Source organism: Modicisalibacter radicis (assembly GCF_900961225.1).
In the GTDB taxonomy this organism is placed as follows: Bacteria; Pseudomonadota; Gammaproteobacteria; order Pseudomonadales; family Halomonadaceae; genus Modicisalibacter.
This window is the reverse complement of sequence record NZ_CAAHFN010000074.1, coordinates 1-22,950: the sequence shown is the minus strand read 5'-3', so window position 1 is coordinate 22,950 and position 22,950 is coordinate 1. Positions and strand designations below refer to the sequence as shown.

Sequence of the window (22,950 nt, the reverse complement as noted above, 5' to 3'; positions counted from 1 at the left end):
AGCCATGGCATCGCGAACGAGCAATGAAATGTTACGTCTGGCCATGCGTGGCTTCGATGCTGCCTTGGCCATGGCCGTCGGCGCCTTCTTCCTTTGGTGCCTTCCGAATCTCGATTATGTCTACGGGATCGAATATCCACTGTTGATCATCACAGGGGCATTGCTATTACCAGCAGTGGGGGAAATGTTCGGTCTCTACCAGGCATGGCGTGGCCGCAGCATATTCAGCATGTTCGGCACCTACATCATCAGTTGGGCGGTCACCGTGCTGCTGATCAGCGCTTTTCTGGTCATCACACAGAGCGGCTATATCTATTCGCGTCTCTGGATGGGGCTGTCCTGCTTGAGTGTGCTGGTGATCGGCTTGCTCGCGAGGGGGCTCTTGTATGTTTATCTGCGCCGCTTGCGCGCGAGCGGGCACAACCTCAAGTCAGTACTGTTCATCGGCCGGCCCGAGAACGTCGATCAGGTGCGTCAGAGGTTGACCGAAATCCCCTATGCGGGCTATCGCATCGACAGGCTGATCGTGCACGAGGACGAAGCTCATGTTCTCGATCAGGTTCGCCTGCTGGTAGGTGATTCCATATTCAGCCGATCATTCGATGAAATCTGGCTCAGCTATCCGCTGAGTCACGGCAATACCGTCAAGGCGCTGGCCGACCAACTGATCGCCGTGCCTGTCGATGTGCGCTATTTCCCCGACCTGACTGACGTGCGGCTGCTCAATCATCGTATGACCCAGGTCGCCGACATGTTCTCCATCGACCTCAACTACAGTCCCTTGCGCGGTCCGGCGCGCATCGCCAAGGCGCTAGAGGACCGCGTCCTGGGAACATTGCTCTTCGTACTTTTCGTGCCGGTAATGCTGCTCGTCGCTCTCGGGGTCTGGGTGACCATGGGCCGCCCGATCTTGTTCAAGCAACATCGTCACGGTTTGGATGGCAAACGCTTCCGCATCTACAAGTTTCGCACCATGCACCAGCATGAGCCAGGTAGCAGCACTCGACAGGCGCAGCATCAGGATGGACGGGTTACCCGGCTTGGCCAGTGGCTGAGGCGAACCAGCCTTGACGAGCTTCCGCAGTTCTATAACGTATTGCAGGGTCGCATGTCATTGGTGGGCCCCAGGCCCCACGCAATGGACCATAATGCCTTGTACAAGGATATGATCGGTGCTTACATGCAGCGTCACCGCGTCCGGCCGGGGATTACCGGCTGGGCGCAGGTTCATGGTCTGCGTGGTATCACCGAAGATGTCAGCGACATGGAAAAACGTATCGAATACGACCTGTATTACATCAATAACTGGTCGCTGGGATTCGATCTCAAGATACTGTTGCTGACAGTTACGCGGGGATTTGTCAACGACAAGCCCTAAATTCAGGAGTTTTCATGATCATACCCGTCATCTTGTCCGGCGGCTCCGGCTCGCGTCTGTGGCCTGTCTCACGCGAACATTACCCTAAGCAGTTCCTCAAGCTGAACTCCGATACCCACAGCTTGCTGCAGGAAACCGTGCTGCGCCTACAGGGCCTGCCGAATTGCCGGGAACCATTGATCGTCTGCAACGAGCAACACCGCTTCCTCGTCGCCGAGCAGCTCAATAACCTGGGCATCACGCCGGCACGCATCCTGCTTGAAAAGGAAGGCCGCAATACTGCACCGGCACTGGCGTTGGCCGCCATGGCCGCACTGGAGCTCGAGGACGATCCGCAGTTGCTGGTAATGCCGGCCGACCATGTCATCGAACAGCCGGAGGCTTTCCTTGGCGCCGTATCCGATGGCGTTTCCATGGTCGAAAGCGGTAGTCTGGTGACCTTCGGCATCCAGCCGGCGAACGCCAATACAGGCTATGGCTACATTCGCAAGGGCAAGCAGCAGGGGGCAGGCTTCAGCGTGTCCGCTTTCGTCGAAAAGCCTGATACAGAGCGTGCCCAGCAATATCTGGAGAGTGGCGACTATTTGTGGAACAGCGGAATTTTCCTGTTCCGGGCACGTCAGTATCTGGCAGAACTCACCGAGCATGCAGCGGATATACTGCAATTATGTGAATCTGCTTATCACGATCGCTGTGAAGACCTCGATTTTCTGCGCGTCGATAGCGTCGCCTTTGCCGAATGCCGTAGCGACTCCATCGACTATGCGGTCATGGAGCGCACTCGCCACGCCGCTGTAATCCCAATGGATCCGGGCTGGAATGACATCGGTGCCTGGGACTCCCTCTACGACCTGAAGGCACAACATGCCGGCGCCGAAGGCAATGCGGTCCAGGGTGACGTGCTGTTGCATGCATCGCGCAACAACTTCGTGCGCAGCGAGTCTCGGTTGGTTGCCGCCGTCGGCGTCAACAACCTGATCATCGTCGAAACCGACGATGCCGTTTTGGTGGCCGATCGCGACCATGCCCAGGACACCAAGCAGATCGTCAATGTGCTCAAGTCGCGTAAGCGTAGCGAGTGCCACAGCCATCAACGCGTCTACCGGCCTTGGGGGCACTACCGCACCATGGTGATCAGCGAAGGTTTCCAGGTTAAGGAGATCGTCGTCAACCCCGGGCATACGCTATCGCTGCAAATGCACCATCATCGTGCCGAGCACTGGGTCGTCGTCCAGGGCACCGCGCGCGTTACCCAGGGGCAAGGCAACGACGACACATTGAACAGCTTTTTGCTTTCCGAGGACGAGTCGACCTACATTTCGTTGGGGACCGTGCATCGGCTGGAAAACCCGGGAAAGATTCCGCTGCGACTGATCGAGGTGCAAACCGGCAGCTATCTTGGGGAAGATGATATCGTGCGTTTCGATGACGTCTACGGGAGGGTCGAGACGCTAGTGCCCGGTGTCGACGCGAATGCATGATGTCTCGCTTGCACCGACAGAAGTCTCAGACGGTACAACCGTGAAAGCGTTGGAATCGCTGCGTGATGCGGCAGCTCCATTACGTGTAGCAATCGTTCATGACTGGCTGGTTGCTCGTGGTGGCGCGGAAAAGGTACTCGATGCGCTGCTTGAGGCATTTCCTCAGGCAGATATTTATACCGTTGTCGACTTTATGCCCGCCGAGATGCGCGAACGTATCTCACGGCATCGCGTTCACTGCAGTCTCATCCAGCGCCTGCCGTTCGCGCGGCGGCATTATCGGCACTATTTGCCATTGATGCCCTATGCTATCGAACAGTTCGATCTACGCGGCTTCGACCTGGTAATTTCGTCCAGCCATGCCGTCGCCAAGGGCGTCATGACCCATCCGGGCCAGGTTCACGTGTGCTATTGCCACACGCCCATGCGCTATGCATGGGAGATGAAGGAGGCCTATCTGGCCGATTCTAGGGTCACATTTCCGCCATTGAACTGGTTGATGCGTTATACGCTGCACCGTTTGCGGCAGTGGGATTACATGACCGCCGGCCAAGTCGATTTGTTCATCGCCAACTCACAGAACGTCGCGCGGCGCATTACCAAGTATTACCGGCGCTCGTCGGTCATCGTGCCTCCGCCTGTCGACTTGGATGCATTCCCTTTTCATGCCGGCCCGCGCGAAGAGTATTACCTCACCGCCTCGCGGATGGTTCCCTACAAGCGTCAGGACATGATCATCGAGGCATTCCGTCAGACTCCTCAGCGCCGGCTTCTGGTAATCGGCGATGGCCCCGAGCGCAAGCGACTCGAGCAGTTGGCGCAAGGCGCGGAAAACATCGAAATTCTGGGCTATCTACCCGTTGACGACTTGCAGCGGCGGCTATCGCATGCGCGCGGGTTCGTCTTCGCGGCCGACGAGGATTTCGGTATCGCCCCGCTCGAGGCTCAGGCATGCGGCACACCGGTCATCGCCTACGGCAGTGGTGGAGCGCGCGAGACGGTGCGCGGCGAGGAGGGCATGGCGCACGCCACGGGCTGCTTCTTCGAGAAGCAGACGGTCGACAGCTTGCTGGCGGCCCTCGAGCGTTTCGAAGCGCGTACCTTCGATGCCGCGGATTGTCTTAGCCAGGCCCGGCGGTTCCGCCACGACGCCTTTTACCATAACCTCCATCAGCAGTTGGCTGGCTGCATGCCGGCACTTGCGTTCAATGACTGAGTCGCCCATGCAAGTCATCGTCAATTTACAACCCTTGCTGAGTCCACTGACCGGCGTTGGCCATTACACTAGGGAGCTGACCCGTGAATTGGCGGGCCGCCAGCAGGCGGCCGGTCCCGTGTCGTCGCTGCTCGGCTTGGCCGGGTTGAGGCTGAACGCAGTCACCGTCGACCATCCCTTGCTGAATGCCTCCGCTTCGCAGGGTATTGCCGAGCCGGGTAGCGCCAGCGCAGCGCGTGCCCGAGTCGGTGCCTGGCAATTCGCCAGACGGTATCTGCGTAACCCGCTGACACGGTTCGCCTATCGCCAGGCATTCGCTCAGCGTCTACGTATGCATGCCCTGGTCAGCCGGGACGTGCACGATACACTTTATTGGGAGCCCAATTTCATACGACTGCCGTGGCCGGGACGCAGTGTCGTCACGCTGCACGACCTGTCGCATTGCCGCTTTCCCGAATATCACCCCAAGGAGCGAACGGCCTTTTTCAATCGGCATCTGGCCCAGAGCGTCGCCCGCGCGACGCGTATCAACGTGGTTTCGCAATTTACCGCCAACGAAGTGATCGACCTGTTCAACGTTGCTCCCGAGCGGATCGATCTCGTACCGCCAGGCGTGGCGTCGCGTTTCTTCGAAGTCGATCCAGTTCAGTGCGAACGGGTTCGCAAGACTCACGGACTGCCCGCCCGTTACTGCCTGAGCGTGGGGACGCTCGAGCCGCGCAAGAACCTGACGACGTTGATACGTGCCTTTCTCAGTTTGCCTCACGAGCGTCAGCGCGACTGCCCGCTGCTGGTCGTCGGCATTACCGGCTGGGGCGACGAGCGGTTGCCGGATGGCGCTGCGCGAGCGCTCGAGGAAGGAAGGATACGTCGGCTCGGTTACGTCAGCGATCAGGACCTGCCGGCGTTGTATGCCAACGCCACGATTTTCGCCTACGTCTCTCGCTATGAAGGTTTCGGCATGCCGGTGATCGAAGCCATGGCCGCCGGCGTACCGGTGCTCACAGCGAACCAGACGGCGACACGCGAAGTGGCGGGCGAGGCAGCGCTCACGGCGGAGCCGGACGACGTCGAGGCCATTCGCGGCGCCCTGATCAAGCTTCAGGACGACACGACTCTGGCCGGGCAGCTACGTGAAGCCGGGCGTCAGCGCGCTCGATCCTTCAGTTGGCAGAAATCGGCCGATGCCCTGGAAGCCTCGTTCCTACAAGCCACGCGTTAACAAGTCACCCTTCAATTTAGCGATACGTTTCATGCGACAACGCCTTAGCGCTATACGTGCCAGCTTGCCGGTCATCCTGCACCTGACACGGCAAGACCTCATCGAGCGCCACTCCGGCTCGCTGCTCGGCGCAACCTGGACCTTCATTGCGCCGCTGGTCAATATTCTGGTATTCGTGCTGGTCTTCTCGCGGATCATGGGCGCCAAGCTCGAAGGTTTCGGCGCCGAGATCGACCAATACTCCTATAGCATCTATCTGATCTGTGGTGTGCTCGCCTGGACCGCCTTCGCCAACAGCCTCGGCCGCATCACCAACCTCTACAAGGATCAGAGTCATCTGGTCACCAAGGTCAGCGTGTCGCTCCTGGCGTTGCCGCTGTCGGTGCTGCTCGCCGAAACCATCGTCTATATCATCAGCATGGGCTTTTTCGTCGGCTTCCTGCTGCTGATCGATTTTCCGCTGTCGGCCTACTGGGTCGGGGTGCCGGTGGTCTATGGCCTGCAATGCCTGAGCGTCTACGCGGTCGGCCTGAGCTTGGCGATCATGGCGGTCTACCTCAAGGACATCAAGGAAGTCGTCGCCGTGGTGCTGCAGGTCTGGTTCTGGGTAACGCCGATCGTCTACGTCACCCAGATCCTGCCGCCCTGGGTACTCGGCTGGATGCAGCTCAATCCGTTCTTCACGCTGGTCAACGCCTACCGCGACCTGATCATGTACCAGCGCTTGCCCGAGCTGTTGCCGCTCGGCATCTTTACCGCCGTCACCGTGCTGATACTGTGCCTGTCTTTGTGGTTGCTGGGCCGCACCGAACGCGACCTTCGCGACTGCCTCTAGGGAGAGAGCCATGATCGAAATCCAGGGACTCAGCAAGACCTTCAAGCTCTTTCACCGCCCGCTCGACCGGTTTTTCGAAGCGGTGACCGGCAAGTGTCGGCACACCAGCTATCACGCCCTGCAGGACATCAGCTTCCAGGTCGCCCCCGGCGAAGTGCTCGGTGTGCTGGGGCGTAACGGCGCCGGCAAGTCGACGCTGCTCAAGCTGCTCACCGGGGTGCTGCTGCCCGATAGTGGCACGATCCATATCGACGGGCGCATCACCGGCCTGCTCGAGCTGGGTACCGGCTTCAATCCCGAGCTCACCGGGTTGCAGAACATCACCGCCAACGGCCTGATGCTGGGCATGAGCCACGAGGAGATCGAGGCCAAGCGCGACACCATCGTCGAGTTCTCCGAGCTCGGCGGCTACATCGACGAGCCGCTGCGCACCTATTCGTCGGGTATGTCGATGCGCCTGGCTTTTTCCATCGCCATTCACGCCGACCCGCGCTGCTTCCTGGTCGACGAGGCCCTGTCGGTGGGCGATGGCTACTTCCAGCAGAAATGCATGAAGCGCATCCGCGAGTTCAAGGATGGTGGCGGCTCGATCCTGTTCGTCTCGCACGATCTCAACGCCGTGAAGATGCTCTGTGACCGCGCGCTGGTCATTGAAGGTGGGCAACTGGCCTACAACGGCAACGCCGATGATGCCGTCAACCTCTACAACCGGATCATGGCGCGCCAGGCCGAAGAGGAGGAGGGGCGACACCAGCAGCGCAACGACCGCGCTTACGGCAGCGGCGAGATCAGCGTCATCGACGGTGCGCTGTTCGGCGAAGACAGCCTCAGCAGTACCCTGGCCAGTGGCGAACGGCTCGAGCTGGACCTGACGCTGGAAGCCCGCGAGGCCGTCGACGACGTCACCCTCGGCGTGCTGATACGCGATCGCTTCGGCCAGGACATCTTCGGCGTCAACACCTTTCAGTTGGGCCAGACACTGAGCCTGGGAGCCGGCGAGCACCAGCAGACCCGGCTACGGCTTGACGCCAATATCGCCCCCGGCAAGTACACGGTCACCGTGGCGCTGCACAGTCGCGAGCATCATCTCGAGGACTGCTACTGGTGGTGCGACAGCTATCTGCAATTCGAAGTGGCCGGTTACAAGCAGCATCTCTTCTCCGGTATCTGCCGGCTCCCCACGGACATCCAGATGACCCCGGTCGCTGCCCAGCACACGGGCAAGCCGACCGAACGCCAGGAAAGCCAGTCATGACCCAGACTTTCGATTCCATCGACAGCCTGATCGGCCGTCTCAAGGCCGTGGCCCGGCAAGTCGAAGCCGACGAAGCCACCACCGAGCCGCCTCCGTTCGCCTACCGCGAGCGCTTTGGCGAACTGCTCGACGACACCGTCGACCCGCTGCGCGTCAGCGACCCGCTCAGGCCGAGGCTCGAGGAGCTCGTCGCCGCCCATCATGGCGACGAAATCTTCCTGCAGCGCGTCTACCGAACCCTGATGGGCCGCGACGCGGACCATGACGGGCTCAGCCACTATCTGGGCGTTTTGCCCCGCGCCGGGCGCCTGTACGTTCTCGCCGAGCTGTTGTGTGCCGACGAGGCACGGGATTACCTGGCGCGCCATGGCGTGACCGTGCCGCGGCGGGGCATGCTCACGCTGCCCTTCCGCCTGGTCGGCCGCCTCGGGCCGCTGGGCCGCGTACTGCGCCCGCCGATGCGCCTGGCCTATCGGCTGGCATCGATCGCCTTGCGTCCGCGCATGCGGCTGATGGAGCGCATTGCCTCGCTCGAGGATCGCGCCGAGCGTCGCGATACCCTGATGCGCGACGTGCTGATCGAACTCGATGGCGAATTGCAGCGTCAGCAGGCCGCCGGCAATTCGCACGAACAGCGTCTGAAAGTGCACGACGAGCGTTTCACCGAGCAGGCGGAGTCCACCCAGCAGCAAAGCCAGCGAGTCGACGAGATCGAGCGCCACCAGCCGGCGCTATGGAGTGCGCTGCAGCAGCACCGGCGCGCCGTGGAACGCCTCGTCGAGCCCCCCGCGGCGGCGCCCACGGCGCAGGCGGGCGAGTTGCTCAACCAGGACCTGCTGGACGCCTACTACCTGGCTTTCGAGGACGCCTGCCGCGGCAGCGAAGCGGCGATCTACGCCCACCTGCGTCAGTACCAGCCGCAGTGGGACCAGGCCCTTGAAGTCGGCAGCCGCGCGCTGGACCTGGGCTGCGGGCGTGGCGAATGGCTCAAGCTACTCGCTGAGCAGGGCTTCGTGCCACACGGGGTCGACCTCAACGTCGCCATGATCGATCACTGCCGCGACGCCGGCTTCGAGGTCGAGCAGGGCGACATCATCCAGGTTCTGCGCCAGCAGGGCGACGACAGCCATGCGCTGATCAGCGCCTTCCACCTTGCCGAGCACCTGCCGTTCGCGGCGCTGTACGCGATGATCGACGAAGCCCAGCGCGTGCTCGCGCCGGGTGGCGTGCTGATCGTCGAAACGCCCAACCCCGAGAACTTGCTGGTTGGCAGCCACACCTTCTATCACGACCCCACGCACCTCAACCCGCTGACGCCCACGGCGATGAGTTTCCTGCTGCGTTACCTGGGGTTCGCCGATGTCGAGGTGCGCCGCTTCAATCCCTACCCGGAAGAAGCCAAGGTGCCCGGCGACGACCCGCTCACTGAGCGCGTCAATGGTCATCTGTGCGGCCCGCAGGACTTCGCCGTGGTCGGCCGCAAGGCTGCGCCCGCCGGTGCACGTGAGCTGGAAGCCGCGAGCGATGAAGGCGCGCCGGCCGGGGAGGCGCGGCCGTGAGAGTGCTGGTTACCGCCAATCTCGTTCCATTCATGCGCGGCGGCGCCGATTATCACATCGAAGGCGTGACCCGCGCATTGCGCGAGCACGGCCACGAGGTCGAGCTGCTCAGGCTGCCGTTTCGCTTCCAGCCCGAAGCCGACATCCAGCGTGCCATGGACTACGCCGAAACGCTGGACTTCACCGCTCCCAACGGCGTGGCCATCGACAAGGTCATCAGCCTGCAGTTTCCCGGCTACGGCGTTAATCACCCCGACCATGTGGTCTGGGTGATGCATCAGCACCGCGCCATGTATGAATTGTGGGAAGACGACCAGGCCACCGCCGCCCAGCGTGAATTGCGCGACGCCATCCACGCCTACGACAACCGCCACCTGGCCCGCGCCAATCGGCTGTTCGCCAATTCGCGGCGGGTCGCCGAGCGTCTTGCGCACTACAACGCGCTTGACGCCACGCCGCTGTACCACCCGCCGTTCGATGCCGAGCGCTTCTACTGCGACGAAGACTGGGGCTACGTGTTCTGCCCCAGCCGGCTGGAAAGCCTCAAGCGCCAGGATCTGCTGATCGAAGCCGCGCGTCATCTAAAGAGCCCGGCGCGCATCCTCATCGCCGGCGACGGCGGTCAGCGCGGGCGCTACCAGCAGCTGATCGAACGCTACCGGCTTCACGACCGCGTGCGCCTCACCGGGCGCTTCAGCGAGGCTGAAAAGCGCGCCTGGTACGCTCACTCCCTGGCGGTTTTCTTCGGCCCACGCGACGAGGACTATGGCTACATCACCCTCGAGGCGATGCTCTCCGGCAAGTCGGTGATCACCTGCGAGGACAGTGGCGGCCCACGCGAATTCGTCGAACACGGCGAAACCGGCTGGGTGCTGCCGGCCGAGCCCGAGGCGATTGCCGCCGTCATCGATGACGCCTGGGCCGACCGCGCGCGCAGCGCCGAGATGGGCCGCGCCGGGCAGGCTGCCTACCACCGCGCCGGCATCGGCTGGCAGCAGGTCGTCGCCTCGCTACTCGGGGAGGGCGCATGAAGATCGCCCTCGTCGCGCCCAGTGGCGTGCCGTTTGCCGTCGGCGGGGCCGAAAAGCTGTGGTGGGGCCTGCAGCATCACGCCAACCAGTTGAGCGATCATCAGCTCGAGTTGATCAAGCTGCCCAGCGCCGAGCGCAACTTTCCTGAACTGATCGCCAGCTACCAGCGCTTCGCCGAGCTGGACCTGAGCCATTTCGACCGGGTCATCTCTACCAAGTACCCGGCCTGGATGGTCGAACATCCCGACCATCACCTGTACCTGCAACACACCCTGCGCGGGCTCTACGATACCTACCCCTGGCCGCAGCGCGCCGAGCATGCCCCGTTCGAGCCCGAGGCCTGGCCGGGGGAGAAGGGCCGCCAGGCGATCCGCCTGCTGCGTCACCACCCGCGGCTCAAGCGCCTGAAGCAGCTGCTCGAGGCCACGCCGGAACGCGCCCAGCTACCCGAGCTGTTCGGCGTCGTCCAGGCCCTGCTGCACGGCAGCGGCCTGCCCGGGGCCGCCCGCGACGGGCTGTTCGCCTTTCCCGGCCCGCTGACCCGGGCCATCGTCCATCACCTGGATGCCATCGCCCTGGCGCCGAGCGCGATCCGCCGCTACGCCGCCATCTCGCGCAACGTCACCCGCCGCGCCGATTACTTCCCGCGTGGTGTGCCCATCCAGGTGATTCACCACCCCTCGGACCTGCCGCTATTCGAAGGCCGCAATCACGATTACCTGTTTACCGTCAGCCGGCTCGACGGCCCCAAGCGCATCGACCTGCTGCTGCGCGCCTTTCTGCGCAGCGAGGCCGACATCGAACTGCGTATCGCCGGCACCGGCCCGCAGGAGGCCGAACTCAAGGCGCTCGCCGGTGACGACCCGCGAGTGCGCTTTCTCGGCTTCGTCCGCGACAGCGAGATCGTCGCCCAGTACCGCGACGCGCTCGCCGTGCCGTTTTTGCCCTTTGATGAGGACTACGGGCTGATCACCGTCGAGGCGATGGGCGCCGGCAAGGCCGTAATCACCTGCACCGATGCCGGTGGCGTCAACGAATTCGTCGAGCACGGTGTCACCGGATGGAGTGTTGAGCCCACCGAGCGCGCGCTCGCCGAGGCGCTGAGCGAGGCCGCCGCGGACCGTGCGCGCACCCGCCGGATGGGCGACAACGCCCGCGCGCGCGTCGCCCATGTCAACTGGCGCCAGACCGTCGATCACCTGCTCGCCGACACGCCGCGAGAGGCCGACCCGCAATTTCCCGTCGTCACCGGCATCGGTGGCGGGGCGCACTGGCTGGTGCTCAACACCTTTCCGGTCTACCCGCCGATGGGCGGCGGCCAGAACCGCATGTTCCACCTCTACCGGCATGTCGCCAGCGAACTCGGCGTGCGCGTCACGCTGCTCTCGTTGACCGGCCCCGACGACGAGGAGCGCGAACAGACCATCGCCCCCGGCGTGACCGAGCATCGCGTGCCGCTCAGCCGTGCCCAGGCGCGCCGCCTGCACGAGCTAACCCAGGCCCTGAAAGCGCCGGTCGACGACATTGCCGCCATCCACGGCTGGCGCGACAACCCCGCCTTCATCGCCGCGCTGACGCGCCACGCCGTCCACGCCACGCTGGGGGTATGCGCCCACCCCTATCTCGTCCACGCGCTGTGCGAGCATTTCGACGGCCCCTGGCTGTACGAGTCGCACAACGTCGAGCGCGACCTGAAGCGGGCGATTCTCGACGATTCGCTGGGCCGTGGCGTGGCCGAGGCCGAAACCGCGCTGGCCGAGGTCGAAGAGGCCGAGCGCCGCGCCTGCCAGGAAAGCAGCGAGCTGCTGGCCTGTGCCGAGGGCGACCTGCGGCTGTTCCGCGAGCGCTACCAGCTACCCGTCGACAAGGGGCGGGTGGTGCCCAACTGCGCCGACCTGTCGGCCCTGGCGATGATCGACATGCCCTCCCGGCGGCGCTGGCAGGCGCGGCTCGGCCAGCACCGGCCGGTGGCGCTGTTCCTGGGCAGTTGGCACGGCCCCAACCTGCAGGCTGCCGAGTTCATCTGCCGGCGGCTGGCGCCGACCCACCCGGGGGTGGTCTTCTACCTCGCCGGCAGCCTCTGCGATCACCCCGACTTTCGCTACCTGCCGCCCAACGTGCGCGCCCTGGGCCGGGTCAGCGATGCCGAGCTGCGCGTGCTGCTGGCCAGCGTCGATGTCGCCCTGAATCCCATGACCTCGGGCTCCGGCAGCAATCTGAAGATGCTCGACTACACCGCCAGCGGCGTGCCGGTGCTCACCACCCCGTTCGGCAACCGTGGGCTGGACTTCGCCGAAGACGCCGTCTGGCTGGCCGAACTCGCGGCGTTTTCGCGCGCCCTGGGCGAATTGCTCGGCAGCGACGATGCGGCGCGCCAGGCGCGGATAGCCCGCGCCCGCGAATGCACCGAACGCCACTTTGCCTGGGCCTCGGCGGTGCGCGCATTGGCGGGCGTTGCCTGAGGCACGGGTCATCCAGGCAAGCGATAATCAACCAAAGCTAACCGTTTATATGGCGTTTATTCCCTAAAAACAACCATTTATTAGCCGTGTTGAAAATGCTGGGCAAGCGACGCGCCAAGCGTCGCTTTCGGCATTATTTCAGCCCTATGGCAAATGGCTTACAACCAAAGTGGATTGCTCTTGACCGACCTTTCGGGCCGCCACCCACTGCGCCAAGTTGAATGTGAGTGGCCACTCCTTTCGCAGGCCGCAAAATCCTTGAAAGGGTTGAAAAGAGGTTTAATGCCGGCAAGGGGTTTTCTCACCCCGGCGCTGAAATAAATTGTCACATGCGCTATGCTGTCGGCCTGAGGAAACAGTGTTTTTTTCAAGCCTGATCAAGGGCTTGTGCAGGCAGGGTGAAAGTTGCAAAAAAGTAAGCGTTCACTCTCGCCATGAGCCAAGATATAAGCTAATCTCGCTGGCAGTGGCATGCCAAGGGTGAGCCTGTTGGGCGCCCCAAGGCGCATTTTCGGTCATCGGCATGTCACGAATAGAAGGGTAATTTGTCGATTGTTCGTTGGGATCGCTCGTTGACTTGGTAGGAGCTGCGTCATTACATTAGCCGGTATCCGCATTCGTCGCGGTGGTTCATGTGGTGGCCGGTCCTAAGGAACAATCGGCATGACACAACAGCAATCACTGGCATTCGGGTGCGGCTCACTGAGCAGGGCTCGAGCGCTCACGCAGTGTGAACGGCTGGCGTTACTAGGCCGCCAGCTTTGCAAACGTTAGGAGACTATAGTCCCATGGCTACACAAGCATCTGAAAATTCCGTACAACAGCTCTACGTCGCCTACTATGGCCGTCCGGCCGATCAGGATGGTCTCCAGTACTGGGCCGACCGTCTCGAAAGTGAAGGCGAAAGCGCCATCATCAATGCGTTTGGCAACTCTGAAGAATACCAAGCAATGGCCGAAGGCCAGGGCAACGCCACGCTCGTCAACAACCTGTACGAGCAGATGTTCGGTCGCGATGCCGATCCGGAAGGTCTGGCTTACTACACAGGCGTTCTGAATTCCGGCGAGAAGTCGCTGGCTGAAATTGCCCTGACCATCAAGAACGCTGCCAGCGGTGTCGATCTTAACGATTTCAACGCCAAGGTCGAAGCGGCTGCTGAATACACCGCTACCTACGGCTCTGCCGAAGATTACGATATCGTCGCAGCCAAGGACGTAGTCACTAACGCCGAGGGTGGGCTATACACGCCCGAACTGACCCCGGCTATCGAAGAGTATCAGGCTGCTCAGGAAGCGGTTTCCGACTACCTGAAGGGTGACGTGGTTTCCAACGAAGCCGTCGTCGCAGAGCTGTCTGTTGATGCTGAAGACGCCACCGATGCGCAGATTGACACCGCTCTCAGCGACGCAGTCACAGCGGCACAAGGCGAGGTCGAAACTGCCGGCAGCATCACTCTGGACAGCAACGCCAGCGTTGCCGCTGCCCAGATCGACGCCAAGCAGGACGAGCTTGAGAAAGCTGTCAGCGATGCTCAGGACACGGTCAACAGCACTAGCGGCCTGAACGCCGCTATCTCTTCCCTGCAGAGCGCTGAATCTCGTTTCGAGTCTGCGCTGACTGCAAATTCGGATGCTTCCGATGAACTGACCGGTGAAACTGCTAAGTTCGATGCACTCAATGCGACCGGTAGCGAAGCTTACGCCGTGGACGCCAATGCCGGTGACTCCGTGCTTGTTACCTACGACGACGGACAGGGTGGTGGTGCCGTCGACTTCCTGGTCGTTAACGGCGACGGTGAAGTCGAGCTCGACTCTAACTTCACTGCCAGCAACTACGAAGGTCTGGATGCGCTGATCAGCGACGCGCAGGCCCAGTACGATGCCGAGCAGAGTCTCGCGACTCAGCAGACGGCCTTCGAAAAGGCCGCTGAGAAGGTGATCAACCTCGAAGCCGATATCACCAATGCGGCTGTCAGCGATGGCGGCGGTTATTCCGTGACTGATAATGCTGTCACCTTGGATCTGGCAAATGCTGACACCGGCAGCGCACCCAACGCTCAGGATCTCCTCAATGACCAGGCTGCGCTGAGCACCTTCAACGAAGCCGTTGCGGACTATCAGGAACTGACCGGTCTGCAGTCTCAGGTCGACGACCTGAACGACGCGGTTTCCGAGGCGGCCGACACCATCGAAGAGCAGGGTGTCAACCTGTCTGACGCGGCCACCGGTGGCACCGCTGAAAATGACGTGTTCATCTTCGATGATAGCTACGCCGGTCAAACTATTGCCGGCTTCGGTACTGATGGCGAAGACCAGCTCTACATCGGCGACAGCTTCACGGCTGTCCAGTTGGGCTCTGACGTTACACTGACCGACGACGCAGCGGGCGATGTCAATACCCTGGAAGTCTTCTTCCAGCAGAGCGGCAACGATACCGTTCTTTCCTTCGAGAACAAGGCCTTTGCCGGCAGCGCTGAGAACGGTTTCGACGGTGCACAGGTAACGCTGACTGGCGTCAACGCCGATGACCTCCAGGTTGAAAACGGCTACATCTCCATCGCCTAACGGCACCGCGATTTAACGGCAACGTTGATTCGTACCGAAACCCCCGGCCTTGGCCGGGGGTTTTTTTGCGTTTATCCTTCTCATTTCCTGCCTTAGCCCGCGCGATCCAGCCATTCTTGCCGTTCGAGTTTTAATGGTTTGAGTTAATCATTACGCGCCCCTCTGTAGGATTGTTTGACGATTAAGCCAGCGCAGGCTCCCTCTATTTACAGGTACCTTCGGCATCCTCTTTGGATTATTTAATTCAAGTTTGCTAATGCGGGGCCGATATAATGGGCCTACCCATGACAGGCAAGGAATCAGCGATGCCGACATCCACCTCGCTCGAGCAGATTCAGGCGCTTTACGTGGCGTATTATGGCCGGCCTGGCGACCCCGGCGGCCTGGATTACTGGGCCACGCGGCTGGACGCCAACGGCGGCGACCTGAAGGCCATGACCAATGCGTTCGGCCAGTCCCAGGAGTATCTGGCGCGTTTTGGCGGGATGGACGATGCGCAACGCATCGAGACGCTGTACGGGCAGCTGTTCGGCCGTGCCGCCGACGACGAAGGCCGCGACTATTACGTCGGCGTGCTGGCCCGCGGTGAGAAGAGCCTGGCGGAAATCGCGCTGACCGTGGCCAACGCCGCCCAGGGCGGAGACCGCGCTGTCCTCGATGCGCGGGTAGCAGCGGCCGACGAATTCACCGCCACGTTGTCCACCCCCGAGGCGGTCGCGGCGTATTCCACCGCATCCGGGCTGGCCGGGGCCCAGGCGCAGTTGGCAGCCATCACCGCCGAATCCCTGCCGTCACCCGGCGTGTCCGTCCCTGGCCCGGCAGACGGTATTGACGGGCTCCCCGGCTTTCCGGAAGCGTCAGGCCAGGCTGTGACGCTCGACGCGGGCGGCTGGCTGAGGCTGGAGAACGGTGCGGATATCAGCGAGATGTCCCTGGCGGGCGTAAACTATCTGAGCATAGCCGATGCCGCCAGCGTCGCCATGACCCCCGACCAGCTGGCGGTTTTCGAGTCGATCGGCGCCGGTCGGTCAGGAACGCCGGGGCACGAGACGATCTTCTTCACCCAAGGCGGCACGGTCGATCTGACCGATGACGATGTCAGCTACAACTATGTGGAGGAGTATCGGCTCAGCGATGCGGGCAATACCGTCATCGCCGGGTCCGGCGGCTACTGGATCGTGGGCGGCGCCGGCGACGACACCATGACGGCCGGAGCAGGAGAGGATTCCTTCACCTATGTGGTCGGTTCGGGCGGGGCGGATACGCTGATCGACTTCGATGTGATAGGTGGCAGGGCCGATGAGCTGAACTTCATCAACGTCGCCGATGCCGACGCGCTGGCGGCATCGGTAGTCTCGCTACGCTTCATCGATAACGGCAGCGAGGTTGCCGGTGAGCCCGGTATCGACCTGGAGATCGCTTTCACGACGGGCGGCTCGCTGACCCTGACGGATCAATACGCCGTGGGCCTCGACCTCGTGGACCTGGGCCTGCGCTCCGCCAGTGGCGAAACCCTGGTGCCGGCGGATGGCAGTATCGAGGCCACCGGCGTCACGGGCGGTGAATTGTCCGCGCTGTTCGGCGAATCGCTGTGGATCGGGTATTGAGGAAAGCAGTGAAAGGCCGCGACGACGGCCTTTGTGCTTGGGCCGTGGCAGCGTTACTAGCGTTACTGCTGCAACGGCACCTGCTGAGTGCCACGCACTAGGTACGTAAATGGCTGGTGATTGTTTTGTGGTTTTTTGCAAAACACTAATGTCTTTTCTGAGTCGACCCACTAGCTTCCATTAGGGGTGGTTCAACTAGGAAAGAAAATGGAGGCTCCAGGCCATGGAATTACAAAACAGCGCTCAAATCGTGCAATCCCTCTATCTGGCTTATATCGGTCGCGCAGCGGACCCGGATGGCCTGGCGTACTGGCAGGGCCAGCTCGAATCCGGCGAGGTCAGCACCGAGGCGATCGAGCAGGCGATTATCGGCTCCGACGAGGCGTCTGGTTATCTGGCCGAGCTCGATAGCGGCGAGTACGTGCGTTCACTCTACAACCAGTACTTCGAGCGCGACCCCGGCGACGATGAAGTGGCTTACTGGGCGGGGCGCGTGGATAACGGTGAGCTCGGCCGCGCCAACCTTGCCAATAGCATGATCGACGCCGCGAGCGAGTTCGACCGGGAAGCGTTGAGCGCCAAGCTCGCGGTGGCCAATTATTACAGTCAGAACGTCGCGCAGGAAGACTACGATGCGCAGCAGGCGTTGGCCCTGGACAACCTGCACAGCAATGAAGCGCTCTACGCGGCGCTGCAACAGCTCGACAGCGATCACGAGGCGATGACCCTCGAACAGGTCGGGGAATCCGTGGAGGGCAACCCGCTGTATAGCGCCGTGGTGGGCACGGGGCCGCAAACGCTGATGATCGCCACCCAGCAGCACGGCGACGAGCCGCTGGGTACCGAGGCGGCGCTCTACTTGCTCGATTACCTGGCCGGTGACAGCGCTGAAGCGCAGGCGCTGCGCGAGGAAGTCACCGTGGTGGTGATGCCGCGGGTCAACCCGGATGGCTTCGCGCGTTGGCAGGAGCAGGTGGCCGGCGGCGAAGACATCCTGGACCCACGGCGTAACTCCAACGACATCGATCTCAACCGTACCTACGACCCGTCGGTGCCCAACGACCCGGATCTGGCGCCGGAATCGGCGGCCGTGAGGCAGGTGGTCGAGCAGTACCAGCCGGATCTGTTCGTGGACATGCATCATCAGAATAACTACCGCAGCACAGACGGTTCGCTGGATACGCTGTCCGCGCTATGGGCCACCAACGAGGGCGTGGATGCCTCGCTGATGGAAACCGGCCAGCGCGCGATCGTGTCGATCGACCAGGCGCTGGAAGAGTTCGAGCACGCCAATCTCACGCTTTACCCGGGTAGTGACAATCCGGCCATCGGCCGCAATGGCCTGGGGCTCGACGGCACCGCGACGCTGTTGGTCGAGCAGCGTGGCCTGCAGGAGATGGATCAGCTCGCCCAGGGCGTGGAGCTCGATTACAGCGCCCTGGCTGGGGCATTGACCCTTGAGAGCTATCTCGCCATGAAGGGGATCGCCGAATCGATGGCGTCCGGCGAGTTCGAGCAGATCGACCCATCATTGGCGCTGGAAATTCCCGAACGTTCCGATTCCATCGACTTCGCCGAGTTGTATGGTGACGATCAATATGTGCCCACCGAGGATGAGCCGACGATGGTTGCCGAAGAGGTACCGACGCTCGGCATACAGCACGACGATGCGCTGATTGCTTAGCGCCCCAGGGCGCCAAGCGCTCAGTAGACAAGCGGCCGGCCATATTTTGGGCCGTTTTTGGTGTGCGCCAGGCTGGCGCGCAGCGCCTTGGATGGCGCACAAAAAAAAGGGCAAGCCGGCGGCTTGCCCTTATTGCTGCTATCAAGCAGGTGGTCGCTTAGCCACCGAATACGATGGAGCTACCATCCCAGTTGATATCGATGTCGCTGCCTACCAGGATGATATGCATATCGGCGATATCGTCGAAGTGACCGTCTTCATCGGCAACGTCGATGAAAATACGCGTGGCATCTACTGTATCCGTGCCTGCCCAGTTCGTGACGTTGGCGTTTTTCTCGTAGCGAATGGAGAGGCCTAGCTCACCGGCTTCCACGTCGGACGCGTTGGCAGAACCACTACTGAAGAACTGGACGTCATCGACACCACCTTGGAACTCAATCTTGTCGCCAAGGCTGAAGTCGGTGATGTAGTCCCTTGTAGAGTAAGTCGTTGAAGACTCCCTTGCTAACTCGTTGCGATCGCTTCCTTCATAAATGAACAGGTCGGCATCGCCGCTGCCGTACATGTCATCGCCGTCTTCGCCACCGGTAACGCGAGTGGTGTGGATTGAAGAGCCGGTGGATGATGAACTGCCTGCGTAAATCGTATCGCGACCTTCTTCGCCGTAAAGCGTGTCATAACCGGTATCACCGTAAATGGTGTCGTTGCCGGTGCCGCCATGGATGGTATCGTTACCCGCGTCGCCGTGTATAGTATCGTTGCCGGCTTCGCCTTTAAGGGTGTCATAGCCTGCCCCACCATTAATGGTGTCACCGCTTCCGCCTCCCGTGACTGTGTCGTTGCCATCGCCGGCATCGATACTGTTGTTACCCGGCCCGCCAGTGATGGTTTGGTTACCGGCACTGCCGGTAACGACAAGGCGGTCTTGATCGCTTTCATTTACCAACTCAAAAATATCGTGGCTGGTATTGCTGCTATTGTTCTGCGCCTGAGAAATGTCTTCGGCAGTGCCGGTGATGATACGCACATCAGCATTGACGACCCACTCTGTACCTGCGGCCTCATTGTCATAGTTTTCAATTTCATCAGAAATCGTATAAGTGGTTTTTTGAGCCGTGGTTGATACGGTGGCTTCGTTGTCATCCACGACGTCAAAGGCGGTGCTAACGGCTTCCCAGAAGGTTTGCGCGCCGGTTAAATCAAAGTTCGTTGTTGCTACAATCTTTTGAACCCGTGCGTCGATTTCGAAGTCGTTCACGGCCTTTCCGTAAATAAAGGACGTGCTATCTTGTATTGCAGTCAAAATGGCGGTGGAGGTGTCTCTCACCGAGAAGCTGTAATCGAGCTTTTCGGAACGTTCGTTAGCATCCACAAAAGAGTTGGTTGCAGCCGCTGTATCTTCGATGCTGCTGATGCTGGTAGTGCCGCTATTGTCGAATGCAATAATGTTTATAGCTTGTGTTGTATCGATTTGGGTATAAGTGGAAAGATTGACTGCTGAGTCGATAACTCCAGTAGCTTCGTTTGTGATATTCGTGTAGTTGTCGTATATATTATAATCGATTGAGAATTCGCTAATACCATGAAGGTCCACTGCCGTTGCGGCGCTCACCGTACCTGATGCCGTTACCGAGGTGGCAGCCTGCAACACCGATAGGGTATCGGCATCAGTGGAACGATTGATAATGGTTGAAGCATAGTCGGTAATGCTGTAGCTAGCACCATTGGCACGATCGTGAATGGTGATCGCCTGTAAAATGGATGCCGCGTCGCTGGTCTCGACATTGCCCGCACCTTCGACAATCTCAGCAACACCAGAATTCGAGCTACTTAGCGCTGCGCTGGTATCCACCAGCGTGTAAGTTAGATTGCTTAGTTCTACCTTTTCGCCAGAAGAGTCAACTAGCTTTTCAAGCGATAAAAAAGCCTGAACTTCAGCAACGCTGCGTTGACCGATATCGTTATCGATAAGCGCGATCGTAATCGACTCCAACTCGTTATTGGTATTGGTAATGGTTAGTAGCGGGGCAATGTCATCACTGAATTTCAAGGTCCCCTGGCCTTTTAGCGTTGTTCCGGCGTATTGCTCAAGCGTCATGGTCAGCGTCGCGTCGCTGCCGACTTGATAAGTGTCGATAGCGCTCAGGTTGGTGTTTTCAGAAATATCCTGGCTACTGCTAACCGTCGCGGTAACGTTCAAGGTTTCGGCTAAGCCGCTGAGATCCAAACTGCCAGCGAGGTCGTTCAAGGTGAGCTGGCCGGTGCCGGTAACGGAAATGTCGTCCAAAAGACTGCCGTTGGCTGTTAGAGCAGCATCACCCAGTGCGATGCCGTTAACGTTTTCGCCCGACACGGTGGCCGTGAGGTTGCCGCGGGTGAAGGTCCATTCACCATGATCGTTGGTCAGGGCAATCGGCCCGGTGGCGGTGCCGCCGAAAATGACGGCGTGCTCATGCAGTGTGGCAGTAAAGGTGGGCGCTGGAGGCGTCGGTGTGCCGCCGCCGGTGGGCGGGGTTTCCGGCTCAGTTTCGGGCAGTAGGGTTTCAACCACCGGGGCGGCTTCGCTCAGTACGTCATCCGAGGAGGTTTGTTCGGTCACGCGCTCCAGGTAAGCACGGCCGATGCCAATGCCACGGTCGGACGAGTAGGCCTCGATTTTTTCGGGGGTATTCAGCTCTTGGGTAAAGGCTTTGGCGACGACGGTGCGTCCCTCGAACGTGGTGCGGTCGCTGCCCTGGGCGGCTTCGCGGATTGTAAGCGCTATTTCGGCCAGGGTTTTTTCACCGCTGTTAATCATGTTGGCGTAGAAGGCCCGGCCTTCGTCTTCGGCAGCGCGCCCGAAAAGTTGCTGATACAGGGTGTTGACCTGGGTGGCGGCGTCGCTGTTGCCTAGACGGGAGGCGTATTCGGGGGAGGTGCCGAAGGCGTTGATGATTTCGCCCAGCTTGCCATCGCTGGCTTCAAGCCGTTCCGCCCAGTATTTCTGGCCAGAGGGGTCGGCAGGGCGGCCATAATAGGCGACGTAGAGAGACTGTACGGTGTCGAGATAAAATTGATTGGCCATGAGGGAGCCATCCTCTTGATTTTTATGTACATCTAGGTTTTTTTAGGTAACTTTGTGTTACTAGCAGGTCAGGATTTTCACACATTTCCGTCTCCATTTCATCATTTTTTAGTGCCAACAAAAGCATCGGCCATCATCCAATAGTATGGCTGTTTGGGCGCTAATCGATTAGCGGGTCTCGTTCGTCTGCGCGAGCGCTGAGCTAAGAACTGATCGAGAAAGAGCATTGAAGCGTTAAGGAAACGCTGCATAAATCCCGCCGTAGCTGCCTGGCAGCCGTCGGCGAGGTAAAATCTGGCTACCCTGTCACCACCTGACCGAGCCACCCGATGAAGCAGATCTCGTTCGCCCAAGCCGAGTACCAGAACAAGAAAAAGGTCACCCGCCGCGAGCGGTTCCTGGCTCATATGGAAACCCTGGTGCCTTGGCAACGGCTCATCGGCGCGCTGTCGCCCGCCTACTTCCCGAACACGGCAGGTAAGCGGGGCCGGCCGCCGATTGGCCTGGAGCGCATGCTGCGGACTTACTTCCTTCAACAGTGGTATGCGCTGGCCGACGAGGCGCTGGAAGATGCATTTACGACAGCCAGGCCATGCGCGACTTCATAGGTATCGATCTGGCCATCGAAAGCGTGCCGGACGCAACCACGCTGCTTCGCTTCCGCCACCTGCTGGAGAAGCATGCCCTGACCCAGCGGATTTTCGAGGAAATCAACGCCAGCCTGCCTGAGCAGGACCTGTTCATGTGCGAGGGTACTATCGTCGACGCCACCATCGTGGCGGCCGCGCCCTCCACCAAGAACAAGGCCAGGCAACGCGATCCGGAGATGAAGCAGACCAGGAAAGGCAACCAGTGGTTTTTCGGTATGAAGGCGCATATCGGCGTCGATGCGGTCACCGGCCTGACCCACAGCGTTGCCGCGACCTCGGCCAACGTCGCCGATGTCACCATGGTCGGCGCCCTGGTCCGCGATGATGACAAGCGAGTCTACGGCGATGCGGGTTACACCGGCATGTGGAAGCATCTGGACGAGGAAGAGGACGTCCCGAACTCGCGGTGCTGTGTCGCCGCCAAACGCGGCACCCTCAAGAAGCTGGAAGACAGCACTATGGAAACGCTACTGCTGGCCTTCGAGAAGGCCAAGGCCAGCATCCGCGCCAAGGTGGAGCACCCGTTCCATGTCATCAAGAACCTCTTCGGCTACCGGAAGGTCCGCTACAAAGGGCTGGCCAAGAACCAGGCACAGCTGTTCACCCTGTTCGCCCTCGGCAACCTGGTGTTGGCGGGAAGGTGCGAGGGGGACGCTGACAGGGCCAGTGTGTCTTGAATTTGGCCTGGCAGCCGGAAAACTGGCTGCCAAGAAAAACAGGCCACCTGAAGTGGTCATGTAATGACTGCTGAGGCGATGATCTGGCCAGGCTGAACGGGTTCAGCCGCTCAGAACCGATTTGTTTAGTGGTTCCCTAGGCTTTGTACGAAAACTGCCTGCGCTCGGCAATACGGCGTTAAAAATCGGCTCGGGCGCGAGTCCGATCAAAATGCTCATTTACACCCCGTAAACTGGAGCGCCAGCCCGGTCCGCTTTTTCGCCA

Annotated in this window: 14 protein-coding genes; 13 read left to right on the top strand and 1 reads right to left on the bottom strand. The window is 60.8% G+C overall.

Going from position 1 to position 22,950, the window contains the following annotated elements; all coding sequences use genetic code 11:
- Positions 1-28 precede the first annotated feature (28 nt).
- The 12 genes from HR9077_RS13810 to HR9077_RS13755 all read left to right on the top strand — a co-directional run bounded on the left by HR9077_RS13810 (position 29) and on the right by HR9077_RS13755 (position 18,294).
- Positions 29-1,378, top strand: a complete 1,350-nt coding sequence (locus HR9077_RS13810; protein ID WP_244613241.1) for an undecaprenyl-phosphate glucose phosphotransferase — start codon at positions 29-31, stop codon at positions 1,376-1,378.
- A 14-nt stretch (positions 1,379-1,392) separates the two neighbouring features.
- Positions 1,393-2,859 (top strand): mannose-1-phosphate guanylyltransferase/mannose-6-phosphate isomerase, encoded by a 1,467-nt coding sequence (locus HR9077_RS13805; protein ID WP_136067584.1) that lies wholly within the window; start codon positions 1,393-1,395, stop codon positions 2,857-2,859.
- 40 nt (positions 2,860-2,899) lie between these two features.
- Positions 2,900-4,075, top strand: a complete 1,176-nt coding sequence (locus HR9077_RS13800) for a glycosyltransferase (RefSeq protein ID WP_244613239.1) — start codon at positions 2,900-2,902, stop codon at positions 4,073-4,075.
- Between the two features lie 7 nt (positions 4,076-4,082).
- Positions 4,083-5,297 carry a glycosyltransferase family 4 protein gene (locus HR9077_RS13795; protein WP_168380959.1) on the top strand — a complete coding sequence of 405 codons (1,215 nt, stop codon included), beginning with the start codon at positions 4,083-4,085 and terminating at the stop codon, positions 5,295-5,297.
- Positions 5,298-5,328: 31 nt separating this feature from the next.
- Positions 5,329-6,132, top strand: a complete 804-nt coding sequence (locus tag HR9077_RS13790) for an ABC transporter permease (RefSeq protein WP_136067581.1) — start codon at positions 5,329-5,331, stop codon at positions 6,130-6,132.
- A gap of 10 nt (positions 6,133-6,142) precedes the next feature.
- Entirely contained in the window at positions 6,143-7,387 is a 1,245-nt protein-coding gene (locus HR9077_RS13785; RefSeq protein ID WP_136067580.1) for an ABC transporter ATP-binding protein, read from the top strand.
- Positions 7,384-8,946, top strand: coding sequence for a class I SAM-dependent methyltransferase (locus HR9077_RS13780; RefSeq protein WP_136067579.1), 1,563 nt, complete (start codon positions 7,384-7,386; stop codon positions 8,944-8,946). The genes HR9077_RS13785 and HR9077_RS13780 overlap by 4 nt, the downstream gene beginning before the upstream one ends.
- A complete protein-coding gene (locus tag HR9077_RS13775) occupies positions 8,943-9,977 on the top strand; it encodes a glycosyltransferase family 4 protein (RefSeq protein ID WP_136067578.1) in 1,035 nt (344 codons plus the stop codon). The genes HR9077_RS13780 and HR9077_RS13775 overlap by 4 nt, the downstream gene beginning before the upstream one ends.
- Positions 9,974-12,439: a glycosyltransferase gene (locus tag HR9077_RS13770; protein WP_136067577.1), complete on the top strand. Its 2,466-nt coding sequence runs from the start codon at positions 9,974-9,976 to the stop codon at positions 12,437-12,439. Before HR9077_RS13775 ends, HR9077_RS13770 begins: the two co-directional genes overlap by 4 nt.
- A gap of 788 nt (positions 12,440-13,227) precedes the next feature.
- Positions 13,228-15,003: a DUF4214 domain-containing protein gene (locus HR9077_RS13765; RefSeq protein WP_136067576.1), complete on the top strand. Its 1,776-nt coding sequence runs from the start codon at positions 13,228-13,230 to the stop codon at positions 15,001-15,003.
- A gap of 284 nt (positions 15,004-15,287) precedes the next feature.
- Positions 15,288-16,610, top strand: a complete 1,323-nt coding sequence (locus HR9077_RS13760; RefSeq protein ID WP_168380958.1) for a DUF4214 domain-containing protein — start codon at positions 15,288-15,290, stop codon at positions 16,608-16,610.
- Positions 16,611-16,833: 223 nt separating this feature from the next.
- Positions 16,834-18,294: a M14 family zinc carboxypeptidase gene (locus HR9077_RS13755; protein WP_136067574.1), complete on the top strand. Its 1,461-nt coding sequence runs from the start codon at positions 16,834-16,836 to the stop codon at positions 18,292-18,294.
- Between the two features lie 157 nt (positions 18,295-18,451).
- On the opposite strand, the gene HR9077_RS13750 is transcribed toward HR9077_RS13755, so the two are convergent.
- Positions 18,452-21,358, bottom strand: coding sequence for a DUF4214 domain-containing protein (locus HR9077_RS13750; protein WP_136067573.1), 2,907 nt, complete (start codon positions 21,356-21,358; stop codon positions 18,452-18,454).
- Between the two features lie 329 nt (positions 21,359-21,687).
- Here HR9077_RS13750 and HR9077_RS13745 point away from each other — a divergent pair.
- Positions 21,688-22,685 (top strand): IS5 family transposase gene (locus HR9077_RS13745; RefSeq protein ID WP_136067572.1). Its coding sequence is split into 2 segments (ribosomal slippage): positions 21,688-21,931 and positions 21,931-22,685, totalling 999 coding nucleotides; the frame shifts between segments, so codons are not numbered across the junction.
- Positions 22,686-22,950 lie beyond the last annotated feature (265 nt).

Excerpts from the sequence above, each read along its gene's own strand:
- HR9077_RS13810 (WP_244613241.1), top strand. The coding sequence starts at position 29 with ATGTTACGTCTGGCCATGCGTGGCTTCGATGCTGCCTTGGCCATGGCC.
- HR9077_RS13805 (WP_136067584.1), top strand. The coding sequence starts at position 1,393 with ATGATCATACCCGTCATCTTGTCCGGCGGCTCCGGCTCGCGTCTGTGG.
- HR9077_RS13795 (WP_168380959.1), top strand. The coding sequence starts at position 4,083 with ATGCAAGTCATCGTCAATTTACAACCCTTGCTGAGTCCACTGACCGGC.
- HR9077_RS13790 (WP_136067581.1), top strand. The coding sequence starts at position 5,329 with ATGCGACAACGCCTTAGCGCTATACGTGCCAGCTTGCCGGTCATCCTG.
- HR9077_RS13785 (WP_136067580.1), top strand. The coding sequence starts at position 6,143 with ATGATCGAAATCCAGGGACTCAGCAAGACCTTCAAGCTCTTTCACCGC.
- HR9077_RS13780 (WP_136067579.1), top strand. The coding sequence starts at position 7,384 with ATGACCCAGACTTTCGATTCCATCGACAGCCTGATCGGCCGTCTCAAG.
- HR9077_RS13770 (WP_136067577.1), top strand. The coding sequence starts at position 9,974 with ATGAAGATCGCCCTCGTCGCGCCCAGTGGCGTGCCGTTTGCCGTCGGC.
- HR9077_RS13765 (WP_136067576.1), top strand. The coding sequence starts at position 13,228 with ATGGCTACACAAGCATCTGAAAATTCCGTACAACAGCTCTACGTCGCC.
- HR9077_RS13760 (WP_168380958.1), top strand. The coding sequence starts at position 15,288 with ATGACAGGCAAGGAATCAGCGATGCCGACATCCACCTCGCTCGAGCAG.
- HR9077_RS13755 (WP_136067574.1), top strand. The coding sequence starts at position 16,834 with ATGGAATTACAAAACAGCGCTCAAATCGTGCAATCCCTCTATCTGGCT.
- HR9077_RS13750 (WP_136067573.1), bottom strand. The coding sequence starts at position 21,358 with ATGGCCAATCAATTTTATCTCGACACCGTACAGTCTCTCTACGTCGCC.